This window comes from Variovorax paradoxus, assembly GCA_016806145.1.
Classification (GTDB): Bacteria; Pseudomonadota; Gammaproteobacteria; order Burkholderiales; family Burkholderiaceae_C; genus Variovorax.
In genome coordinates, this window is record CP063166.1 from 1,857,318 (window position 1) to 1,875,299 (window position 17,982).

The 17,982-nt window shown below is 69.0% G+C and carries 20 protein-coding genes; 11 read left to right on the plus strand and 9 right to left on the minus strand.

Annotation, left to right across the window (positions count from 1 at the left end; all coding sequences use genetic code 11):
• Positions 1-4: 4 nt before the first annotated feature.
• The 10 genes from lepB (at position 5) to INQ48_08515 (ending at position 8,430) form a co-directional block, all read left to right on the plus strand.
• Positions 5-970, plus strand: a complete 966-nt coding sequence (gene lepB / locus INQ48_08470) for a signal peptidase I (protein QRF59245.1) — start codon at positions 5-7, stop codon at positions 968-970.
• 30 nt (positions 971-1,000) lie between these two features.
• Positions 1,001-1,369: a DUF4845 domain-containing protein gene (locus INQ48_08475; protein QRF59246.1), complete on the plus strand. Its 369-nt coding sequence runs from the start codon at positions 1,001-1,003 to the stop codon at positions 1,367-1,369.
• 17 nt (positions 1,370-1,386) lie between these two features.
• Positions 1,387-2,073, plus strand: a complete 687-nt coding sequence (gene rnc / locus INQ48_08480; GenBank protein ID QRF59247.1) for a ribonuclease III — start codon at positions 1,387-1,389, stop codon at positions 2,071-2,073.
• 8 nt (positions 2,074-2,081) lie between these two features.
• A complete protein-coding gene (gene era, locus INQ48_08485) occupies positions 2,082-3,056 on the plus strand; it encodes a GTPase Era (GenBank protein ID QRF59248.1) in 975 nt (324 codons plus the stop codon).
• 1 nt (position 3,057) lies between these two features.
• Positions 3,058-3,831: a DNA repair protein RecO gene (gene recO / locus INQ48_08490; GenBank protein ID QRF59249.1), complete on the plus strand. Its 774-nt coding sequence runs from the start codon at positions 3,058-3,060 to the stop codon at positions 3,829-3,831.
• Positions 3,828-4,604: a pyridoxine 5'-phosphate synthase gene (locus INQ48_08495; GenBank protein ID QRF59250.1), complete on the plus strand. Its 777-nt coding sequence runs from the start codon at positions 3,828-3,830 to the stop codon at positions 4,602-4,604. Before recO ends, INQ48_08495 begins: the two co-directional genes overlap by 4 nt.
• The gene (locus tag INQ48_08500; GenBank protein QRF59251.1) at positions 4,601-5,008 is read left to right on the plus strand and encodes a holo-ACP synthase; all 408 of its coding nucleotides are present in this window, start codon (positions 4,601-4,603) and stop codon (positions 5,006-5,008) included. The genes INQ48_08495 and INQ48_08500 overlap by 4 nt, the downstream gene beginning before the upstream one ends.
• On the plus strand, positions 5,005-6,093 hold the full coding sequence (gene nagZ / locus INQ48_08505) for a beta-N-acetylhexosaminidase (protein QRF59252.1): 1,089 nt from the start codon (positions 5,005-5,007) through the stop codon (positions 6,091-6,093). The genes INQ48_08500 and nagZ overlap by 4 nt, the downstream gene beginning before the upstream one ends.
• Positions 6,094-6,139: 46 nt before the next feature.
• A complete protein-coding gene (locus tag INQ48_08510) occupies positions 6,140-7,489 on the plus strand; it encodes a galactosyl transferase GMA12/MNN10 family protein (GenBank protein ID QRF59253.1) in 1,350 nt (449 codons plus the stop codon).
• A 131-nt stretch (positions 7,490-7,620) separates the two neighbouring features.
• Positions 7,621-8,430, plus strand: coding sequence for a hypothetical protein (locus INQ48_08515; protein QRF59254.1), 810 nt, complete (start codon positions 7,621-7,623; stop codon positions 8,428-8,430).
• Positions 8,431-8,445: 15 nt separating this feature from the next.
• Here INQ48_08515 and INQ48_08520 read toward each other — a convergent pair whose 3' ends face one another.
• The 4 genes from INQ48_08520 to INQ48_08535 all read right to left on the minus strand — a co-directional run bounded on the left by INQ48_08520 (position 8,446) and on the right by INQ48_08535 (position 12,668).
• Entirely contained in the window at positions 8,446-8,961 is a 516-nt protein-coding gene (locus INQ48_08520) for a M48 family metallopeptidase (GenBank protein ID QRF59255.1), read from the minus strand.
• 50 nt (positions 8,962-9,011) lie between these two features.
• Positions 9,012-10,271, minus strand: a complete 1,260-nt coding sequence (locus INQ48_08525; GenBank protein QRF59256.1) for an Hsp70 family protein — start codon at positions 10,269-10,271, stop codon at positions 9,012-9,014.
• Positions 10,268-11,818: a lysine--tRNA ligase gene (lysS, locus tag INQ48_08530; protein QRF59257.1), complete on the minus strand. Its 1,551-nt coding sequence runs from the start codon at positions 11,816-11,818 to the stop codon at positions 10,268-10,270. The genes INQ48_08525 and lysS overlap by 4 nt, the downstream gene beginning before the upstream one ends.
• A gap of 172 nt (positions 11,819-11,990) precedes the next feature.
• The gene (locus INQ48_08535) at positions 11,991-12,668 is read right to left on the minus strand and encodes an LON peptidase substrate-binding domain-containing protein (GenBank protein QRF59258.1); all 678 of its coding nucleotides are present in this window, start codon (positions 12,666-12,668) and stop codon (positions 11,991-11,993) included.
• Positions 12,669-12,693: 25 nt separating this feature from the next.
• On the opposite strand from INQ48_08535, the gene INQ48_08540 reads away from it, so the two are divergent.
• Positions 12,694-13,248 (plus strand): YggT family protein, encoded by a 555-nt coding sequence (locus INQ48_08540; GenBank protein QRF59259.1) that lies wholly within the window; start codon positions 12,694-12,696, stop codon positions 13,246-13,248.
• 76 nt (positions 13,249-13,324) lie between these two features.
• Here the strand turns inward: INQ48_08540 and INQ48_08545 are convergent, their stop codons facing one another.
• From INQ48_08545 to truA, 5 genes are all read right to left on the minus strand, one after another.
• Positions 13,325-14,197, minus strand: coding sequence for an acetyl-CoA carboxylase carboxyltransferase subunit beta (locus INQ48_08545; GenBank protein ID QRF59260.1), 873 nt, complete (start codon positions 14,195-14,197; stop codon positions 13,325-13,327).
• Between the two features lie 103 nt (positions 14,198-14,300).
• Positions 14,301-15,146 carry a tryptophan synthase subunit alpha gene (locus INQ48_08550; protein QRF59261.1) on the minus strand — a complete coding sequence of 282 codons (846 nt, stop codon included), beginning with the start codon at positions 15,144-15,146 and terminating at the stop codon, positions 14,301-14,303.
• Positions 15,146-16,423 (minus strand): tryptophan synthase subunit beta, encoded by a 1,278-nt coding sequence (gene trpB, locus INQ48_08555; GenBank protein QRF59262.1) that lies wholly within the window; start codon positions 16,421-16,423, stop codon positions 15,146-15,148. The genes INQ48_08550 and trpB overlap by 1 nt, the downstream gene beginning before the upstream one ends.
• A 48-nt stretch (positions 16,424-16,471) precedes the next feature.
• Complete coding sequence (locus INQ48_08560) at positions 16,472-17,173, minus strand: phosphoribosylanthranilate isomerase (protein ID QRF59263.1); 702 nt, start codon at positions 17,171-17,173, stop codon at positions 16,472-16,474.
• Complete coding sequence (gene truA, locus INQ48_08565) at positions 17,170-17,982, minus strand: tRNA pseudouridine(38-40) synthase TruA (protein QRF59264.1); 813 nt, start codon at positions 17,980-17,982, stop codon at positions 17,170-17,172. The genes INQ48_08560 and truA overlap by 4 nt, the downstream gene beginning before the upstream one ends.

Here is a 17,982-nt window from a genome sequence, read left to right on the forward strand (position 1 = left end):
CAACATGGCATTCATCACCTCCCTCATCCTCGCGGCATTCGCCGGCTACATCGGCGCCTGGTACTTCGGAGCGATCGAGGGCAACTTCGCCTTGCTGTTGTTCCTGGCCACGGTGGTCACCGGCCTCTACTGGCTGGCCGAGCGCTTCTACTTCCTGCCGCGACGCGAGCGCGCGGCCGCCGCGCTCGAGAGCTCGCTGGCCGAGCGCAATGCGCGGCTGGCCGGCCAGGGCATCAAGCAGGTCGACACCGCCGACGCCAAGGCCAGCGAGCGGCTGCTGATGCAGCCCTGGTGGCTCGACTGGACCGCCGGGCTGTTCCCCGTGATCCTGGTCGTGTTCCTGCTGCGCTCCTTCCTCTACGAGCCGTTCAAGATTCCCTCGGGTTCGATGATGCCCACGCTGCTCACCGGCGACCTGATCCTGGTCAACAAGTTCACCTACGGCCTGCGGCTGCCGGTGATCAACACCAAGATCACCGACGGCACGCCGCTGGCGCGCGGCGACGTGGTGGTGTTCCGCTACCCGCCCAAGCCGAGCCAGGACTACATCAAGCGCGTGGTCGGCATTCCCGGCGACGAGGTGGCCTACCTGAACAAGAAGCTGACCATCAACGGCCAGCCGGTTTCGAAGGAGGCCGCGCCCGACTACCTCGACGGCGAGTCGATGCGCCTGCTCAAGCAGTTCGACGAGAACCTCGCGGGCAGGCAGCACAAGATCCTCAACGACGACGCCGGCCCGGCCTTCGTGCCCGGCGCCAGCGACTTTCCGTTCCGCGAGAACTGCCGCTACTCGGTCGAAGGCGTCACCTGCAAGGTGCCGGCCGGCAACTACTTCATGATGGGCGACAACCGCGATAATTCGGCCGACTCCCGTTTCTGGGGCTTCGTGCCGGACAAGAACATCGTGGGCAGGGCCTTCTTCGTCTGGATGAACTTCGGCGACCTGGGACGCATCGGTCCATTCCAATAAGTCAGCAAATCGTTCGAGGGGTATGAGGGTATGAGAGCTGTTCGGTCGATCCGGCACAGTGCGGCGCGCCAGCGCGGCATCTCGTTCATCGGGCTGGTGTTCGTGGCCGTCGTGCTGGCCTGCGTGGGCGTCGTCGTCGCCCAGGTCATCCCGACGCTGATCGAGTACCAGGCGATCTACAAGGCCGCCAACAAGGCCAAGGAGGGCAGCACCGTGCCCGAGATCCGCGCCATCTTCGACCGCGCCCAGGCCATCGACGACTTCACGTCGGTCACGGGCAAGGACCTCGACATCAAGAAGGTCAACGACAAGGTCGTGGTGGCCTTCTCGTACGAGCGCGAGATTCCGTTGTTCGGCCCCGCCTACCTCGTGCTCAAGTACAAGGGCGAGACCAACTGAACGCCCAGGGAAGCAAGGTGGATGGCGGCCTCACGGCGCTCCAGTCGCGCCTGAAGTACACGTTCGCCGACCCGCGGCTGCTGCAGCTCGCGCTCACGCACCGCAGTTTCTCCGCCGACCACAACGAGCGCCTCGAGTTTCTCGGCGACTCGGTGCTGAACCTGGCGGTCTCGCACCTGCTCTACACCCGCCTCGCGGCCCTGCCCGAAGGCGACCTGTCGCGCGTGCGCGCCAACCTCGTGAAGCAGGACACGCTGCACCGGCTGGCCGTGGGCCTCGCGCTCTCGCCGCTGCTGCGGCTGGGCGAGGGCGAAGCCCGCTCGGGCGGCCCGAACCGGCCGTCGATCCTGGCCGACGCGCTCGAGGCGCTGATCGGCGCGGTCTATCTCGATGCCGGCTTCACGGCCGCGCAGGCGCTGGTGCACCGGCTCTACGAAGCGGTCGAGATCAATCCGCGCATGGAAGCGGTGGGCAAGGACCCGAAGACCGAATTGCAGGAATGGCTGCAGGGTCACAAAATGAAGCTGCCCGTCTACCGCGTCGCGGGGACACTGGGGGCAGCGCACAAGCAGACCTTCGACGTCGAGTGCGAAGTGCCCGAGCTGGGCCTTCGCGAACGCGGCATCGGCGGTTCGCGCCGCGCCGGCGAGCAGGCGGCAGCCGCCGCCATGTTGATCCGCCTCAAGGCACGCGGCGGCGCGTGACACACGAAATGAACGACGCTATCAAATCAGCAGCACAACCCCAGGACCCGGCGGGCGAATCCAAACCATCGGAAGCCACGGGCCCGCAGCACTGCGGTCTGGTGGCCATCGTCGGCAAGCCCAACGTGGGCAAGTCCACGCTGCTCAACGCGCTGGTCGGCCAGAAGATCAGCATCACCTCGCGCAAGGCGCAGACCACGCGCCACCGCATCACCGGCATGCGCACGCTCGGCGCCACGCAGTTCGTGTTCGTCGACACGCCGGGTTTCCAGACCCTGCATGGCAACGCGCTGAACAAGTCGCTCAACAAGACCGTGCAGGGCGCGGTCGGCGACGTCGACCTGATCCTGTTCGTGGTCGAGGCCGGCAGCTTCACGCCGGCCGACGAGCGCGTGCTCAAGCTGCTCGGCAAGGGCATCCCGACGATCCTGCTGGCCAACAAGCTCGACAACGTCGGGCGCCGCGGCGACATCGCGCCCTGGCTGCAGCAGATGCAGGCCAAGCACGAGTTCGCCGAGTTCGTGCCGATGTCGGCCAAGAACGCGAAGGACGTCGAGCGCCTGTTCGGCATCTGCGAGAAGTACCTGCCCGAGCAGCCCTGGTTCTACGACGAGGACGAACTCACCGACCGCAGCGAGAAGTTCCTCGCCAGCGAGCTGGTGCGCGAGAAGCTGTTCCGCCTCACCGGCGACGAGCTGCCCTACACCTCGACCGTCGTCATCGACAAGTTCGAGGAGGAAGCGCCGCAGAAGAAGGGCCACAAGCGCCTGCTGCGCATCGCCGCCACCATCGTGGTGGAGCGCGACAGCCACAAGGCGATGGTGATCGGCGACAAGGGCGAGCGCATCAAGCGCATCGGCATGGAAACCCGCGTCGAGCTCGAGAAGCTGGCCGACGCCAAGGTGTTCCTCGAACTCTGGGTCAAGGTGCGTTCGGGCTGGGCCGACGACGAGGCCCGCGTGCGCTCGTTCGGCTACGAATGAAGTGGCCGCCGCCCACCGCGTTTCGCACGAACCGGCCTATGTGCTCCATCGCTACGACTGGAGCGAGTCGAGCCTGATCCTCGAGGTCTTCACCCGCCACCACGGGCGCATCGCGCTCGTGGCCAAGGGGGCGAAGCGGCCGAGCTCCAACTTCCGCCCGGTGCTGCTGCCGCTGCAGCCGCTGGAGATCAACTACGGCGGCGACGCCGAGATCCGCACCCTGAAGGGCGCCGAGTGGATGGGCGGCCACGTCATGCCCACCGGCGACGCGCTGCTGTCGGGCTACTACCTCAACGAGCTGCTGCTGCGCCTCTTGGCGCGCGACGACGCGCACGAGGCCCTGTTCGATGCCTACGGCGGCGTGGTGCAGGTGCTGGCCGGCGACCACGGCGGTGCCCAGGCCGCCACCCAGGCCGCCGCGCTGCGCGCCTTCGAGTTGCTGCTGCTGCGCGAGGTCGGCCTGCTGCCGCAGCTCGACGTGCAGACCCTCACGCTCGAGGCGCTCGAGGCCGGCACCCGCTACGCCCTGGTTGCCGAGGCCGGCCTGCGCGCCGCGGCCGACGACGAGGCCGCGCTGGCCGGCACCGACTGGCAGCGGCTGCAGGCCGCGCTCGACGACCGCGCGCCGTTCACGGCCACGCTGCGGCTGGTCGCGACCCTGAGCAACGGCAGCAACAGCGCGCTGCGCAACCAGCTGCGCGTGCTGCTCAACTACCATTGCGGCGTGTCCACGCTGCGCACGCGGCAGTTGATGAGAGATATCCAAGCACTATGAGCACTTCCTCTGCCTCGGCCGGCACCACCGCGCTGTCGGTCAATCTCAACAAGGTCGCGTTGGTGCGCAACACGCGCCACCTCGGCATCCCGAGCGTGACGCGGGCCGCCACCCTGTGCCTGCAGGCCGGCGCCCAGGGCATCACCGTGCATCCGCGCCCCGACGCGCGCCACATCCGCGCGCACGACGTGCACGACCTGTCGGCGCTGCTGGCGAAAGACTGGCCGGGCATCGAGTTCAACATCGAGGGCAATCCGTTCCAGAACCTGATGGACTTCGTGCGCGAGCTGCGTCCCCACCAGGCCACCTTCGTGCCCGACAGCGAAACCCAGTCGACCAGCGACCATGGCTGGACCTTCCCCGACGACGCCGAGCGCCTGCGCCCGCTGATCGCGGAAGCCCGTGCGCTGGGCGTGCGCGTCAGCCTGTTCATGGACCCGATCCCCGAGATGATGGCCGCGGCCAAGGCCGTCGGCGCCGACCGCGTCGAGCTCTACACCGAATCCTTCGCGGCCTCGCGCGGCACGCCCGACGAGCAGGCCGTGCTCGAGCGCTACGCGGCCACGGCGCGCGCCGCGCTCGCCGCCGGCCTGGGCCTGAACGCCGGCCACGACCTGAGCCGCGACAACCTCACGCCCTTCCTGAAGGCGGTGCCCGGCGTGCAGGAGGTCTCGATCGGCCATGCCTTCGTGGCCGACGCGCTCGAGCTCGGCTACGAGGCCGCCACGCGCGACTACCTGCGCTGCATCGCCGAGGCCCACGCCGCCGCATGATCTACGGCATCGGCACCGACATCTGCGACGTCCGCCGCATCGCCGCGACCTTCGAGCGCCAGGGCGAGCGCTTCGCGCGCCGGGTGCTCAGCGACGCCGAATTCGCGGTCTGGAAGGCGCGCAGCGAGCGCTGGCCCAAGCGCGGTCTCAGCTACCTCGCCACCCGCTTCTCGGCCAAGGAGGCCTTCAGCAAGGCCATCGGCATGGGCATGCGCATGCCGATGAGCTGGCGGCTGTGCGAGATCGCCAACCTGCGCAGCGGCAAGCCGGTGATCGTGCTGCACGGCGAGCTCAAGACCTGGTTCGAGGCGCAGAACCTCACGGCCCACGTCACCGTCACCGACGAAACCGAATACGCCGCGAGCTTCGTGGTGGTCGAACGCAAGGATGGGCCCGCGCCATGAGTGCGAAGACCGAGGAACTGCTTCTGTCGCCGCTGGTCGTCGATGTGGCCGGCACGGCGCTGACCGACGACGACCGCCGCCGCCTCGTGCATCCGCGCGTGGGCGGCGTGATCCATTTCGCGCGCAACTGGGAAAGCCGTGCGCAGATGACCGCGCTCAATGCCGAGATCAAGGCGATCCGGCCCGACCTGCTGATCTGCGTCGACCACGAGGGCGGGCGGGTGCAGCGCTTTCGCAGCGACGGCTTCACCCACCTGCCGACGATGCAGTCGCTGGGCGAGCTCTGGATGCGCGACGCGATGCAGGCCACCCAGGTCGCCACCGCGGCGGGCCAGGTGCTGGCCGGCGAGCTGCGCGCCTGCGGCGTCGACTTCAGCTTCGCTCCGGTGCTCGACCTCGACCATGGCCGCAGCACCGTGATCGGCACGCGCAGCTTCCACCGCGATCCGCGCGTGGTCGCGCTGCTGGCCAAGAGCCTGATGCACGGCATGCTGCTCGCGGGCATGCGCAACTGCGGCAAGCACTTTCCGGGACACGGCTGGGTCAATGCCGATTCGCATGTCGAGATCCCGGTCGACAGGCGCAGCCTCAAGGCCATCCTGGCCGACGACGCGCGGCCCTACGACTGGCTCGGCGGCGCGCTGGCGGCGGTCATGCCGGCGCACGTGATCTATCCGAAGGTCGACAGCCGGCCCGCGGGCTTCTCGCCGCGCTGGCTGCGCGAGATCCTGCGCGGCCGCTTCGGCTTCGACGGCGCCATCTTCAGCGACGACCTCAGCATGGAGGCCGGCCGCTACATCGACGGCGAACTGCTGAGCTTCGCCGACGCGGCGCTGGCTGCGCTCGGCGCCGGCTGCGATCTCGCACTGCTGTGCAACCAGAGCATCGGCGAGGGCCGGCCACTCGACGAATTCCTCGACGGCTTCGAGGCCGCCGAACGCGCCGGCCGCTGGCAGCCCGGTGCCGAGGCGCGCGCCAGCGAGGCACGGCGCCGCGGCCTGCTGCCGCAGGGCGAGGCCATCGATTGGCAAGCGCTCACGAGCTCGCGCGGGTATCTCGATGCGCGCCGCCTGCTCGACAGCTAGCGCCACGTCCTCGGCGCCCACGGCGGTCCGTCGCCCGGAGTGACCCATGCCCCTGTGCCTCAGCCTGTTCCAGCACGCGGACGAGGCGGTGCTGCGCAACCACGCGCACTACTGCCGCCTGTTCGGCTATCCGCACCAGTGGGCCGACACCGAGCGCATCGCCCATCCGGCGCTGCGCGCGAGCGCCCGGTACAGCCAGATCCTGCGCCACCTGCGCACGCTGGCCGAGGGTGACTGGCTGCTGTTCCTCGACGGCGACTCGGTGGTGTTCCATCCGGTCGCGGTCGAGGCGCTGATGCAGGGGCGCGATCTCGTCGTGCTCGAGGGGCCATCGACCGGCGACCGCGCCGGTCCGGCCATGACCAACATGCTGGTGTTGCGCAACACGCCGGCCAACCGCGCGCTGCTGCACCAGCTGATCGTCGACGCGGGCCACGTGGTGGCGCTCGAATCGCCGCGGCTCGACGAGACCGCGCGCCTGGCGCCGGCGGGCCTGCTGCCCTGCAACAGCGTGCTGGCCGAGGCCTACGTCAACGTCTCGTGGCGCGTCTCGCAGTGGCACGAGGCGCGGGTCTTCGTGGTGAACCTCGCCGCGCTGCCGGTGCCATTGCCCGTTGGCGGCTGGCGCGACGAGATCCTGCACGACCTGAACCTGCAGGCGCTGCTGGTGCGCGAGGTCAACGGCGCCCTGATGCAGGGCCGGCCGGTGCTGCAGCCGCCCGCCTATCCGGCGCTGTCCGACGAGGCGTGCACCAGCATCAACCCGCAGGCGCGCATCGCCTTCGTCACCCTCTACACCCACCACATCGCCACCTACGCGCGCGTGTCGGAGCACAACGTGCGCCGCTACTGCGAGCGCCACGGTCATGCGTACCACGTGTACCGCGCGCTGCCCGAGGCGATCGGGCCCGGCATCAACGGCTCGTGGGTGCGCACCTGGCTGCTGCAACAGCACCTGCAACAGCACGACTGGGTGATCTGGATCGATGCCGACGTGATCTTCCGTAATCAGGCACGCCCGTTCGAGCCGCTGCTGCAGGGCCGCGAGCTGCTGCTGGCCAAGGACGTCGGCGCCTGGCAGTTCAATTCGGGCGTCATGGGTTTTCGCAACACGCCGGCCAACCTCGCGCTGCTGCAGCGCATCTGGGCGCGCATCGGCGAGGTGGCCGACAAGTCCCAGGTCTACAGCAGCCTCGGCGACCAGCACTACACCAACGAGGTGCTGAAGGAGGAGGGCCTGCTCGGCGAGCACAGCGTGCTCGACAACCTGAGCCTCAACACGCCGCCGCCGCTGGCCGACGAGGACACGCTGCTGGTCCATTTCGTGAGCCTGTCCGAGCCCTACCGCTCGGTGTACATGGCGGCCATGGACGCCGCCTCGCAGAAGAGCCGCTAGCCGCGGGCCGTGGGCCGCGGGCGATCAAAGCCCGCGCAACCGTGCAGTACCTGACAGCGCGGCGCCCGCCTCGCAAGGGGGGCTCCTGTACAGTCGTACGCCCCGGAACAGCAGCGAGCAGAAGCAGCGCCATGGCCGAAGCGAACAAGATCTCCCTGCGCGACCTCGACCTCGTCGTGTCGTACCGCGAGGCCAGCGAGGAGCGGCGCGAGAACCTCTACACCGTGCTCGCGCACCTGCGGCACACCTACACCGACTACCGGCTGTGGCTGCTCGAGGCCGCGGCCACGCCGAGCTTCGACTGGCGCCGGCTCGGCGATCCGAACATCCGGCATGTCTTCGTTCCGCACGACGGCCCGTTCCCCAAGTCGATGCTCTACAACACCGGCGTGCGGCTCGCGCGCAGCCCGGTGATCTGCTTCCACGATGCCGACTCGATCGCCCAGCCGCAGTCGCTGCGGGCCTGCGTCGACGCGCTGATGGAAGGGCAGGACAGCGATGCGCTGTGCCCCTACTGGTCGGTGATCAACGTCGCCGGCGCGCTCAAGCAGGGCTTCATGGCCGACCCCGACTATGGCCGCCTGGCCGCGATCGATCCGCAGCAGCTGCCCGAGGACGCGATCGTGCTCTACCCCAATGCCAATGGCGGCATCGTGCTGTTCAAGCGCGACGAGTACATCCGCGTGGGCGGCTACAACGCGCGTCTCGAGGGCTGGGGCGGCGAGGACGACGAACTGCTGCGCCGCGCCTCGCGGCTCGGTGTGCGCTGGCACTCGATGAACGTGCCGATGTTCCACCTGCACCACGACTCGGCCTCGCGCGGCGAGCACGTCGAGCGCATCCGCGGCACCGAGAACGCGCGCGCGCCGGAGGCGATCGCCGACATGTCGCAGCAGGAGGTCGAAGCGCTGGCCGCCGAGCTGTCGGCCTTCTTTCGCTGAGCGAGGCGCCGCCGGTCAGGTCGCGGCGGTTTCCCACAGGCGCGCACCGCCCGCGTCGATGTGCGTCAGGTACAGCCGCAGGTCGAACTCCAGCTGGTGGTAGTCCGGCTCCATGTGCGTGCACAGCGCATAGAAGGCCTTGTCGTGATCGCGCTCCTTCATGTGCGCGAGCTCGTGCACGACGATCATGCGCAGCCACGGGGCAGGCACGGCCTTGAACAGGTTCGCGACGCGGATCTCCTGCTTGGTCTTGAGCTTGCTGCCCTGCACGCGCGACACGGTGGTGTGGGTGCCCAGCGCATGGCGGATCACGTGCAGTTTGCTGTCGAAGACCACCTTCGACAGCGGCCCGGCCTTGCGCATGAACTCGTTCTTGAGGCCGGTCGTGTAGAGGTAGAGCGCCTGGTCGGTCTGCACGGCATGCGCGCCCTCGGGATAGCGTTCGCGCAGCCAGGCGCCCAGGCGCTCCTCGTCGAGCAGCCGGCGCACCTGCGCCTGCAGCGTCGTCGGATAGGCCGAGAGGTACTTCATGCGCGATGGCGCGATCGATGGCGCGACCGATGACGTGGAGGGCCCCGCGCTCAGCGCGCCGCGAAGGCCAGCCCCGAGGCCACGCCGCCGAACAGGTCGCCCTCGACCAGCGGCACGCCCGCGAAGCTCTTGCGCAGCGCCTGCTGGAAGGGCCGCAGCGCCGACGAGCCGCCGGTGAGATAGATCGCGTCGAGCTCGTTGCTGCGCAGGCCGGCGCGCTTGACGCAGGCATGGGCGCAGGCGATCACCGCCTCGAACTGCGCCGCGAGCTGCTGCGCCATGTCGGCGGGCGACAGGCTGGCCGTGAGGCCGGGCTCGGCGCAGTCGAGGTCGATGACGGCGGGTGCGTCGCTGACCGAGGCGTCGATCTTGGCCTGCTCCACCGCGCCGAGCACGCGGTGGCCATGGCGCTCGTCGAGCACCGCCATGAGCCGGTCGTGCAGCCGGGTGTCGGCATAGCTGGTGCGCAGCTCGCGCGCCTGCCGGGTGGCCTTGGCGAGGTACAGCCAGTTGATCAGGTGCCACGACGAGAGGTCGAAGAACACCTTGCTCGGCACCTCGCGGCCCTGCGGCCCGTGGTGGCCGAAGCCCAGCAGCGGCATCACGCGGTCGAGGTTGAGCCGCTGGTCGTAGTCGGTGCCGCCGATGTGCACGCCGGTGGTGGCCAGCACGTCGTCGCCACGCTCCTCGCGCGCGGCGCGCTCGGGGCCCAGGCGCACCACGGTGAAGTCGGAGGTGCCGCCGCCGATGTCGACGATCAGCACCAGCGATTCCTTGCGCACGCGCTGCTCGTAGTCGAAGGCGGCCGCGATCGGCTCGAGCTGGAAGGCGATGTCGCGGAAGCCCGCGGCGCGCGCGGCGGCGCGCAGGCTCTGCTCGGCACGCTCGTCGCGCTTGCTGTCGTCGTCGACGAAGTGCACCGGCCGGCCGATCACCACGCGCTCGGGCAGGCGGCCCATCTCGCGCGCGGCACGCTCGGCCATCTCGCGCAGGAAGCGCGCGATGATGTCCTCGAAGCTAACGAGGCCGTCGAAGATCGCGGTCTTCTCCTGCATCAGCGGGCTGCCCAGCAGGCTCTTGAGCGAGCGCATCAGCCGGCCTTCGACACCGGCCAGGTAGAGCGCGATCGCGTCGCGGCCGAAGTGCGTGCTGCGGTCTTCGGCGTTGTAGAAGATCGCGGTGGGCAGGGTGGTGGCCGCGCCTTCGATCGGCAGCAGCCGGGTGGCGCCCGCGATGCGGCAGGCGACGGCCGAATTCGAGGTTCCGAAGTCGATGCCGATCGCGGTGGCGTTCGCGGTCGCGGTGCTCAAGATTCCCTGCGCAGCGCGGGGAACAGGATCACGTCGCGGATGCTCGGCGAGTCGGTCAGCAGCATCATCAGGCGGTCGATGCCGATGCCGCAGCCGCCGGTGGGCGGCATGCCGTACTCGAGCGCGCGCACGAAATCGTGGTCGTAGTACATGGCCTCGTCGTCGCCGCCGTCCTTGGCCGCCACCTGCGCGTTGAAGCGCGCGGCCTGGTCCTCGGCGTCGTTGAGCTCGCTGAAGCCGTTGCCGAACTCGCGGCCCGTGATGTAGAGCTCGAAGCGCTCGGTGACCTCGGGGCGCTCGTCGTTGGCACGCGCCAGCGGCGAGATCTCGGTCGGGTGCTCCATGATGAAGGTCGGCTGCCAGAGCTTCTCTTCGACCGTCTCCTCGAAGTACATCACCTGCAGGCTGGCCAGGCTGCGCTGCGAGAGCTTGTCCTTCTCCTCGCTCAGGCCGAGTTTGCGCAGGGCGTTGACGAGCCAGGCGCTGTCGTCGACGCCGTCGCCCGCATCGGTGTGCTTGAGGATCGCCTCGCGGATCGTCAGGCGCTCGAAGGGTTGCGTCAGGTCGACGGGCTTGCCCTGGTAGGTGAGTTGCTGCGTGCCCACGGCCTTGTCGGCGATGGTGCGGATCAGCGTCTCGGTGAAATCCATCAGGTCGCGGTAGTTCCAGTAGGCCGCGTAGAACTCCATCATCGTGAACTCGGGGTTGTGCCGCACCGAGATGCCCTCGTTGCGGTAGCTCCGGTTGATCTCGAACACGCGCTCGAAGCCGCCGACGATCAGGCGCTTGAGGTAGAGCTCGGGCGCGATGCGCAGGAACATCTCCTGGTCGAGCGCGTTGTGGTGCGTCTTGAAGGGCTTGGCGTTGGCGCCGCCCGGAATGGGGTGCAGCATCGGCGTCTCGACCTCGAGGAAGTCGTTGGCCACCATGAATTCGCGCAGCGCGCTCACGGCCTTGCTGCGCGCGGTGAAGCGCACGCGCGCCGACTCGTCGGTGATCAGGTCGACGTAGCGCTGGCGGTACTTCTGTTCCTGGTCGGCCATGCCGTGGAACTTGTCGGGCAGCGGGCGCAGGCTCTTGGTGAGCAGGCGCAGCGTCGTGACCTTGATCGACAGCTCGCCGGTCTTGGTCTTCATCAGCGTGCCTTCGGCGCCGAGGATGTCGCCGAGGTCCCAGCGCTTGAATTCGGCATAGACCTCTTCGCCGACCGCGTCGCGCGTGACGTAGAGCTGGATGCGGCCGGTGGCGTCCTGCAGGGTCGCGAAGCTGGCCTTGCCCATCACGCGCTTGAGCATCATGCGGCCGCCCACGCTCACGGCGACGTTCTGCGCCTCGAGCGCTTCGGCTTCGACGGCGCCATGCGCCTCGACGAGCGCGGCGGCGCGGTGGCCCGGCTTGAAGTCGTTGGGGAACGCGACGCCCTTGCCTTCGGTCTGCGCGGTGCGCAGCAGCTTGAGCTTCTCGCGGCGTTCGGCGATGAGCTGGTTGTCGTCGACGGCGGGCGTGGTCGCGGCCGGAGCAGGGGTGGGCGGCTGTTGTTCGGACATGGGGAGGCGGTGGGGGAGGCGCGCGCAGGGAAATTCGGCGCGAAAGGCGGGATTTTAGCCCAGGCGATGGCGCGCGAATTCCGGCGAACCCGTCGCCCGCCTTGCGCCATCAGCTATCAAATTCGAAGCGCGAAACGAAGCGGGGCGGGCGCTGTGGCCCTGCGCCCGTCGTTCAGGCGATGCCCGTGCGCGCCAGCAGATCGCCGACCAACTCGAGCCGCATCAGCGGGCTCTCGAGCTCCATCAGCCGCTGCCGCAGCTCGAGCTGCATCGGCACCAGCTCGCACCAGCGGTTGGCGACCCAGCCGCAGTCGTCGTAGCGGTAGGGCGCGCCGATCGGCAGGCGCACCGGCGGCGAGCCGGTGGCGTCCTGCGCGCGCTTGCGTTCCTCGAGCGTGTCGACCAGGCGGCGCAGCGCGGTGGCGGTGTGCCGCAGGTCCTCGGGGATCTCGAGCGCGACGTCGTCGGCGAGGATCGCGACGTCGGCGATCCACAGGCCGTGCTTCTGCAGTTCGCTGTGGCGCACGCGAAAGCGCTGCGTGCCCACGCACTCGATCTGCAGCAGGCCGCTCTGCGGCGATTCGAATTCGCGGATCACGGCCAGCGTGCCGACCTCGGCGAAGCGCTCGGCCTGCGCGCCGGCCTTGCGCACCTCGGTGCCGCTCGTGAGGTTCACCACGCCGAAGGGCACGCCGCCCTTGCGGCACTTGCCGATCATGTCGAGGTAGCGCACCTCGAAGATGCGCAGCGGCAGCAGGCCGCCGGGGAAGAGGACCGTGCCGAGCGGGAACAAAGGCAGGGAGTTCAGAAGGGGTTGTGTCGTCATCGAAGAGCCTTGCGTGGCTATCATCGCACTCCGCTCCACCTCGCGCGCCATGCTCTATCAGATCCCATCGTTCCTCCTCGACGTGATCGTCGGCCTGCTCGGCGGCGCCTGCCTGCTGCGGCTCTACATGCAGTACCACCGCGTGCCCTTCGGCAATCCGCTGGGCCGCTTCATCTTCGCCATCACCGACTGGATCGTGCTGCCGCTGCGGCGCCTGCTGCCGGCCGTCAAGAAGTGGGACCTCGCGAGCGCCGTGGCCGCCTGGCTGCTGGTGATCGCCAAGTTCCTCGTGCTGTGGCTCTTGATCGGCAACCTCGGGCGCATCGGCGCGCTGCCGCTGGTGTCGTTCATCGGCCTGCTGCAGCTCGCCGTGTCGGGCCTGACCGCGCTGCTGGTGGTGTACGCGGTGCTCTCGTGGGTGCCGGGCGCCTCGCCGATGCTGCTCGACCTGATCTCGCGCCTGGCCGAGCCGCTGGTGCGGCCGTTCCGCCGCGTCATTCCGCTGCTCGGCGGCGTCGACCTGTCGCCGCTGGCCGCGATCGTCGTGCTGCAGGTGATCGCGATCGTGCTCAACAACCTGCTGGTGCTGGCCTACCGGCTCTGACCGTTCGCGGGCCCCATGAAAAAAGCGCCCGGAACCGCGAGGTTCCGGGCGCTTCGTCTTTCGGGAAGCCGGGACTTCAGCTCACCGCATCCGCGGGCTGGCGCAGCAGCATCGCGAGCGTGCTGGCAATGGTCTTGCGCAGTTCGCGGCGATCGCTGATGAAGTCGATCGCGCCCTTGGTCTGCAGGAACTCGGCGCGCTGGAAGCCTTCGGGCAGGGTCACGCGCACGGTCGATTCGATCACGCGCGGGCCGGCGAAGCCGATCAGCGCCTTGGGCTCGGCGATCACCACGTCGCCCATGAAGGCGAAGCCCGCCGACACGCCACCCATGGTCGGGTCGGTCAGCACGCTGATGTAGGGCAGGCCCTTCTTCGCGAGGCGCGTGAGCGCGGCGTTGGTCTTGGCCATCTGCATCAGCGACAGCAGGCCTTCCTGCATGCGCGCGCCGCCGGTGGCGGTGAAGCAGATGAACGGCACCTTCTGCTCGATCGCGGTCTCGACGCCGCGCACGAAGCGCTCGCCGACCACGCTGCCCATGCTGCCGCCCATGAATTCGAACTCGAAGCAGGCGACCACCACGCTGATGCTGTGGACCGAGCCGCCCATGACGACCAGCGCGTCGGTCTCGCCGGTGTTCTCCAGCGCTTCCTTGAGGCGCTCGGGGTACTTGCGGCTGTCCTTGAACTTGAGCGCGTCGACCGGCAGCACTTCCTGGCCGATCTCGTAGCGGCCCTCGGCATCGAGAAACGCGTCGAGGCGCGGACGCGCGCCGATGCGGTGGTGGTGGCTGCAGCTCGGGCAGACGTTCTGGTTGTGCTCGAGATCGGTCTTGTAGAGCACCGTCTCGCAGGCCGGGCACTTGATCCACAGGCCCTCGGGCACCTGGCGGCGCTCGGCGGGGTCGGTCTGGGCGATCTTGGCGGGTAGCAGTTTTTCAAGCCAGCTCATGGGCATTCCTAGGTTCGCGCGAAGGCGGGAGAGCCTTCGGGGCCGTCAGTGCCCCTTTCGTGCTTTTCGCATGACGAAAGGGGCCTGACGAGGGCAGCGGCGATTATCGGCCAGCCGCATTCTTCGCGGTAGCCGCCGGCAAGGCATCGAGCGCTTCGCGGATGCCCGCGAGGAATTCATGCACCGCGGGCACCACCTTCTCGCGCGGCTGGCCGTCGATCAGCTGGATGATCTTGGTGCCGATCACGACCGCGTCGGCCGCCGAGCCCACCGCCTGCGCGGTGCCTGCGTCGCGGATGCCGAAGCCCACGCCGACCGGGATGCCCACGTGCTGGCGGATGCGCGGGAGCATGCGGCCGACCGCCTCGGTGTCGAGGTGGCCGGCGCCGGTCACGCCCTTGAGCGACACGTAGTAGACGTAGCCGCTCGCGATGCGCGCGACCTGCGCCATGCGCTCGTCGGTGCTGGTGGGCGCCAGCAGGAAGATCAGGTCGATGCCGGCTTCGCGCAGATCGGCGGCGAACTGCTCGCACTCCTCGGGCGGGTAGTCGACCACCAGCAGGCCGTCGACGCCGGCCGCGGCCGCATCGCGGATGAAGGCGTGCTTGCCGTGCACGAGGTCGTAGCGCTCGACCGGGTTGGCATAGCCCATCAGCACCACGGGCGTGTTCGTGTCCTTCGCGCGGAAGGCCGCGACCATCGCCAGCACCTGCTTCATGCCGATGCCCAGTGCGAGCGCGGCTTCGCCGGCCTGCTGGATCACCGGGCCGTCGGCCATCGGGTCGGAGAAGGGCACGCCGAGCTCGATCACGTCGGCACCGGCCGAGACCATGCCGTGCATGAGCTCGGGCGTGATGTCGGCGAAGGGGAAGCCGGCCGTGACGTAAGGAATGAGCGCGCGGCGCCCGTCCTTCTTCAGCGCTTCGAAGGTGGCTGCGATGCGGCTCATCACTTGCCTCCCTTCACGCTCAGGCCGCGCATCGACGGCCGGTCGTAGAAGTCGACGCCCGCGAGGTCGGCGACGGTGCCGATGTCCTTGTCGCCACGGCCCGAGAGGTTGACCAGGATCGACTGGTCGGGGCGCATGGTCTTCGCGAGCTTCAGCGCGTGGGCCACGGCGTGGCTGGATTCGAGCGCGGGAATGATGCCCTCCGTGCGGCACAGGTAGTGGAAGGCCTCGAGGGCTTCGGTGTCGGTGACGCCCACGTACTCGGCGCGGCCGATGTCGGCCAGGTGCGCATGCTCGGGGCCCACGCCGGGGTAGTCGAGGCCGGCGCTGACGCTGTGCGTCTCGGTGATCTGGCCGTCCTCGTTCTGCAGCAGGTAGGTGCGGTTGCCGTGCAGCACGCCCGGGCTGCCACGCAGGATCGAGGCGGCGTGCTTGCCGCTGTCCAGGCCCTCGCCCGCGGCCTCGACGCCGATCAGCCGCGTGCCCGCGAACGGGATGTAGGGATGGAAGATGCCGATCGCATTGCTGCCGCCGCCCACGCAGGCGACCACCGCATCGGGCTGCCTGCCCTCGGCCTCGCCGGTGATGCCGTCGGCCGCCAGCATCGCGGGCATCTGCTCGATGCACTCGGTGCCGATCACGCTCTGGAAGTCGCGCACCATCATCGGGTAGGGGTGCGGGCCGGCGACGGTACCGATGATGTAGAAGGTGTTCTCCACGTTGGTGACCCAGTCGCGCATCGCCTCGTTGAGCGCGTCCTTCAGCGTCTTGCTGCCCGATTCCACCGGCACCACCGTGGCGCCCAGCAGGTTCATGCGGTAGACGTTGGGGCTCTGGCGCTTCACGTCCTGGCTGCCCATGTAGACCACGCATTCGAGGCCGTAGCGCGCGCAGATGGTGGCCGTGGCCACGCCGTGCTGGCCGGCGCCGGTCTCGGCGATCACGCGCGGCTTGCCCATGCGGCGCGCGAGCATCGCCTGGCCGATCACGTTGTTGATCTTGTGGGCGCCGGTGTGGTTGAGGTCCTCGCGCTTGAGGTAGATCTGCGCGCCGCCCATCTCGCGGCTGGTGCGCGCGGCGTGGTAGATCGGCGAGGGCCGGCCGACGAAGTGCTTGAGCTCGTAGTGGAATTCGGCCAGGAAGGCCGGGTCTTCCTTGTACTTCGCGTACGCGTCGCGCAGTTCGTTGATCGCGTGGGTGAGCGTCTCGCTCGCGAAGGTGCCGCCGTAGTTGCCGAAATGGCCGGTGGCGTCGGGTTGCTGGTAGGTGCTTTGCATGGTTCTCGATCGTTGGGCCGCGGCCCGGTCGACAACCGGGTGCGGCGGCTAACTGGAGAAGGACGAGGCGTCGGCCGCTCTCACGGCGGCGACGAATTGCCGGATCTTGCCGGCGTCCTTCAGGCCCTTGTTCCCGGGACCGTCGATCTCGACGCCCGAGCTCACATCAACGGACAGCGTCTTGCAGCGTGTCCGCAGCGTGCGAATGCCATCGCCCACGTTTGCAGGTGTGAGTCCACCACTCAAGACGAGGTGAGCGTCGACGGCGGGTGGAAGAAGTGACCAATCGAATGCCTTGCCGCCACCGCCATAACCGTCGACATGGGCGTCGAGCAGGATGGCCTGGGCGTTTGAGAAATCGGATGCGTATTTTACGAGGTCGAAGCGGGCGCCGGCCTCGCCGAGGGGAATGCGGGCCGCGCGCATGAAGCGGAAGCGGCCGTTTCCGCTCGCCGCGAGGCAGTCGGCGGGCGTTTCATCGCCATGGAACTGGGCGATGGCACCCGGCACCCGGGCCAGGGCGGCGATGGCCTCGGCGGGTTGCGCATCGACGAACAGCAGCACCGGCGTGACGAAGGGCGGCAGGCGCGCGGCCAGCACGGCCGCGCGTTCGGGCGCGATGGCGCGCGGGCTCTTCGGGTAGAGCACGAAGCCGACGGCATCGGCGCCGGCTTCCACGGCGGCATCGAGGTCGGCTTCGCGCGTGAGGCCGCAGATCTTGATGCGGGTGCGCGGCGGGAGAAGGCTCATGGCGGGCCATCATAGGCCGCGCGGTCGGCCTCGAAGGTGGCCTCGGCCGGCAGACCCCACTTGGCGTCGTACAACGGGCCGAGGAAGTACAGCCCGTCGGGCGAGAAGGTCGGTGCCGCCGCGTCGCGGCTGCGTGCCGCGAGCACCTCGCTGATCCACGCGGGCGACTCGGCGCCCCGGCCCACGCGCACCAGGCAGCCCATGAGGTTGCGGATCATGTGGTGCAGGAAGGCATCGGCCTCGAACTCGAAGTGCCAGCGGCAGCGCTCGCCCTCGCCGTGGCGCGTGATCTCGATGCGCCGCAGGTTCTTGACCGGCGAGCGCGCCTGGCAGGCCGAGGCGCGGAACGAGCTGAAATCGTGTTCGCCGATCAGCAGCGCGGCCGCGGCGCGCATCGCGTCGCCATCGAGCAGGTTCATCGACCAGCCGACCCGGCCCGCATCGAGGCTGGGACGCACCGGCGATTGCGAGAGCACGTAGACGTAGCGCCGCGCGAGGGCGCTGGCGCGGCAGTGGAATTCGGCCGGCACCGGGTGCGCCCACTGCACCGCGATGTCGTCGGGCAGGTAGCGGTTGGTGCCGCGCATCCAGGAGAAGGGTTCGCGCTGCACCTCGGTGTCGAAGTGGATCACCTGCATCAGCGCATGCACGCCGGTGTCGGTGCGACCGGCGCACAGCGTGGAGATGCGCTGCGCGGCGAACTGGGACAGGGCCTTCTCGAGCTTGTCCTGCACCGTGCGGCCCGAGGACTGGCTCTGCCAGCCCTCGTAGGCCTGGCCGTTGTAGCGGATGCCGAGCGCCAGCCTCAC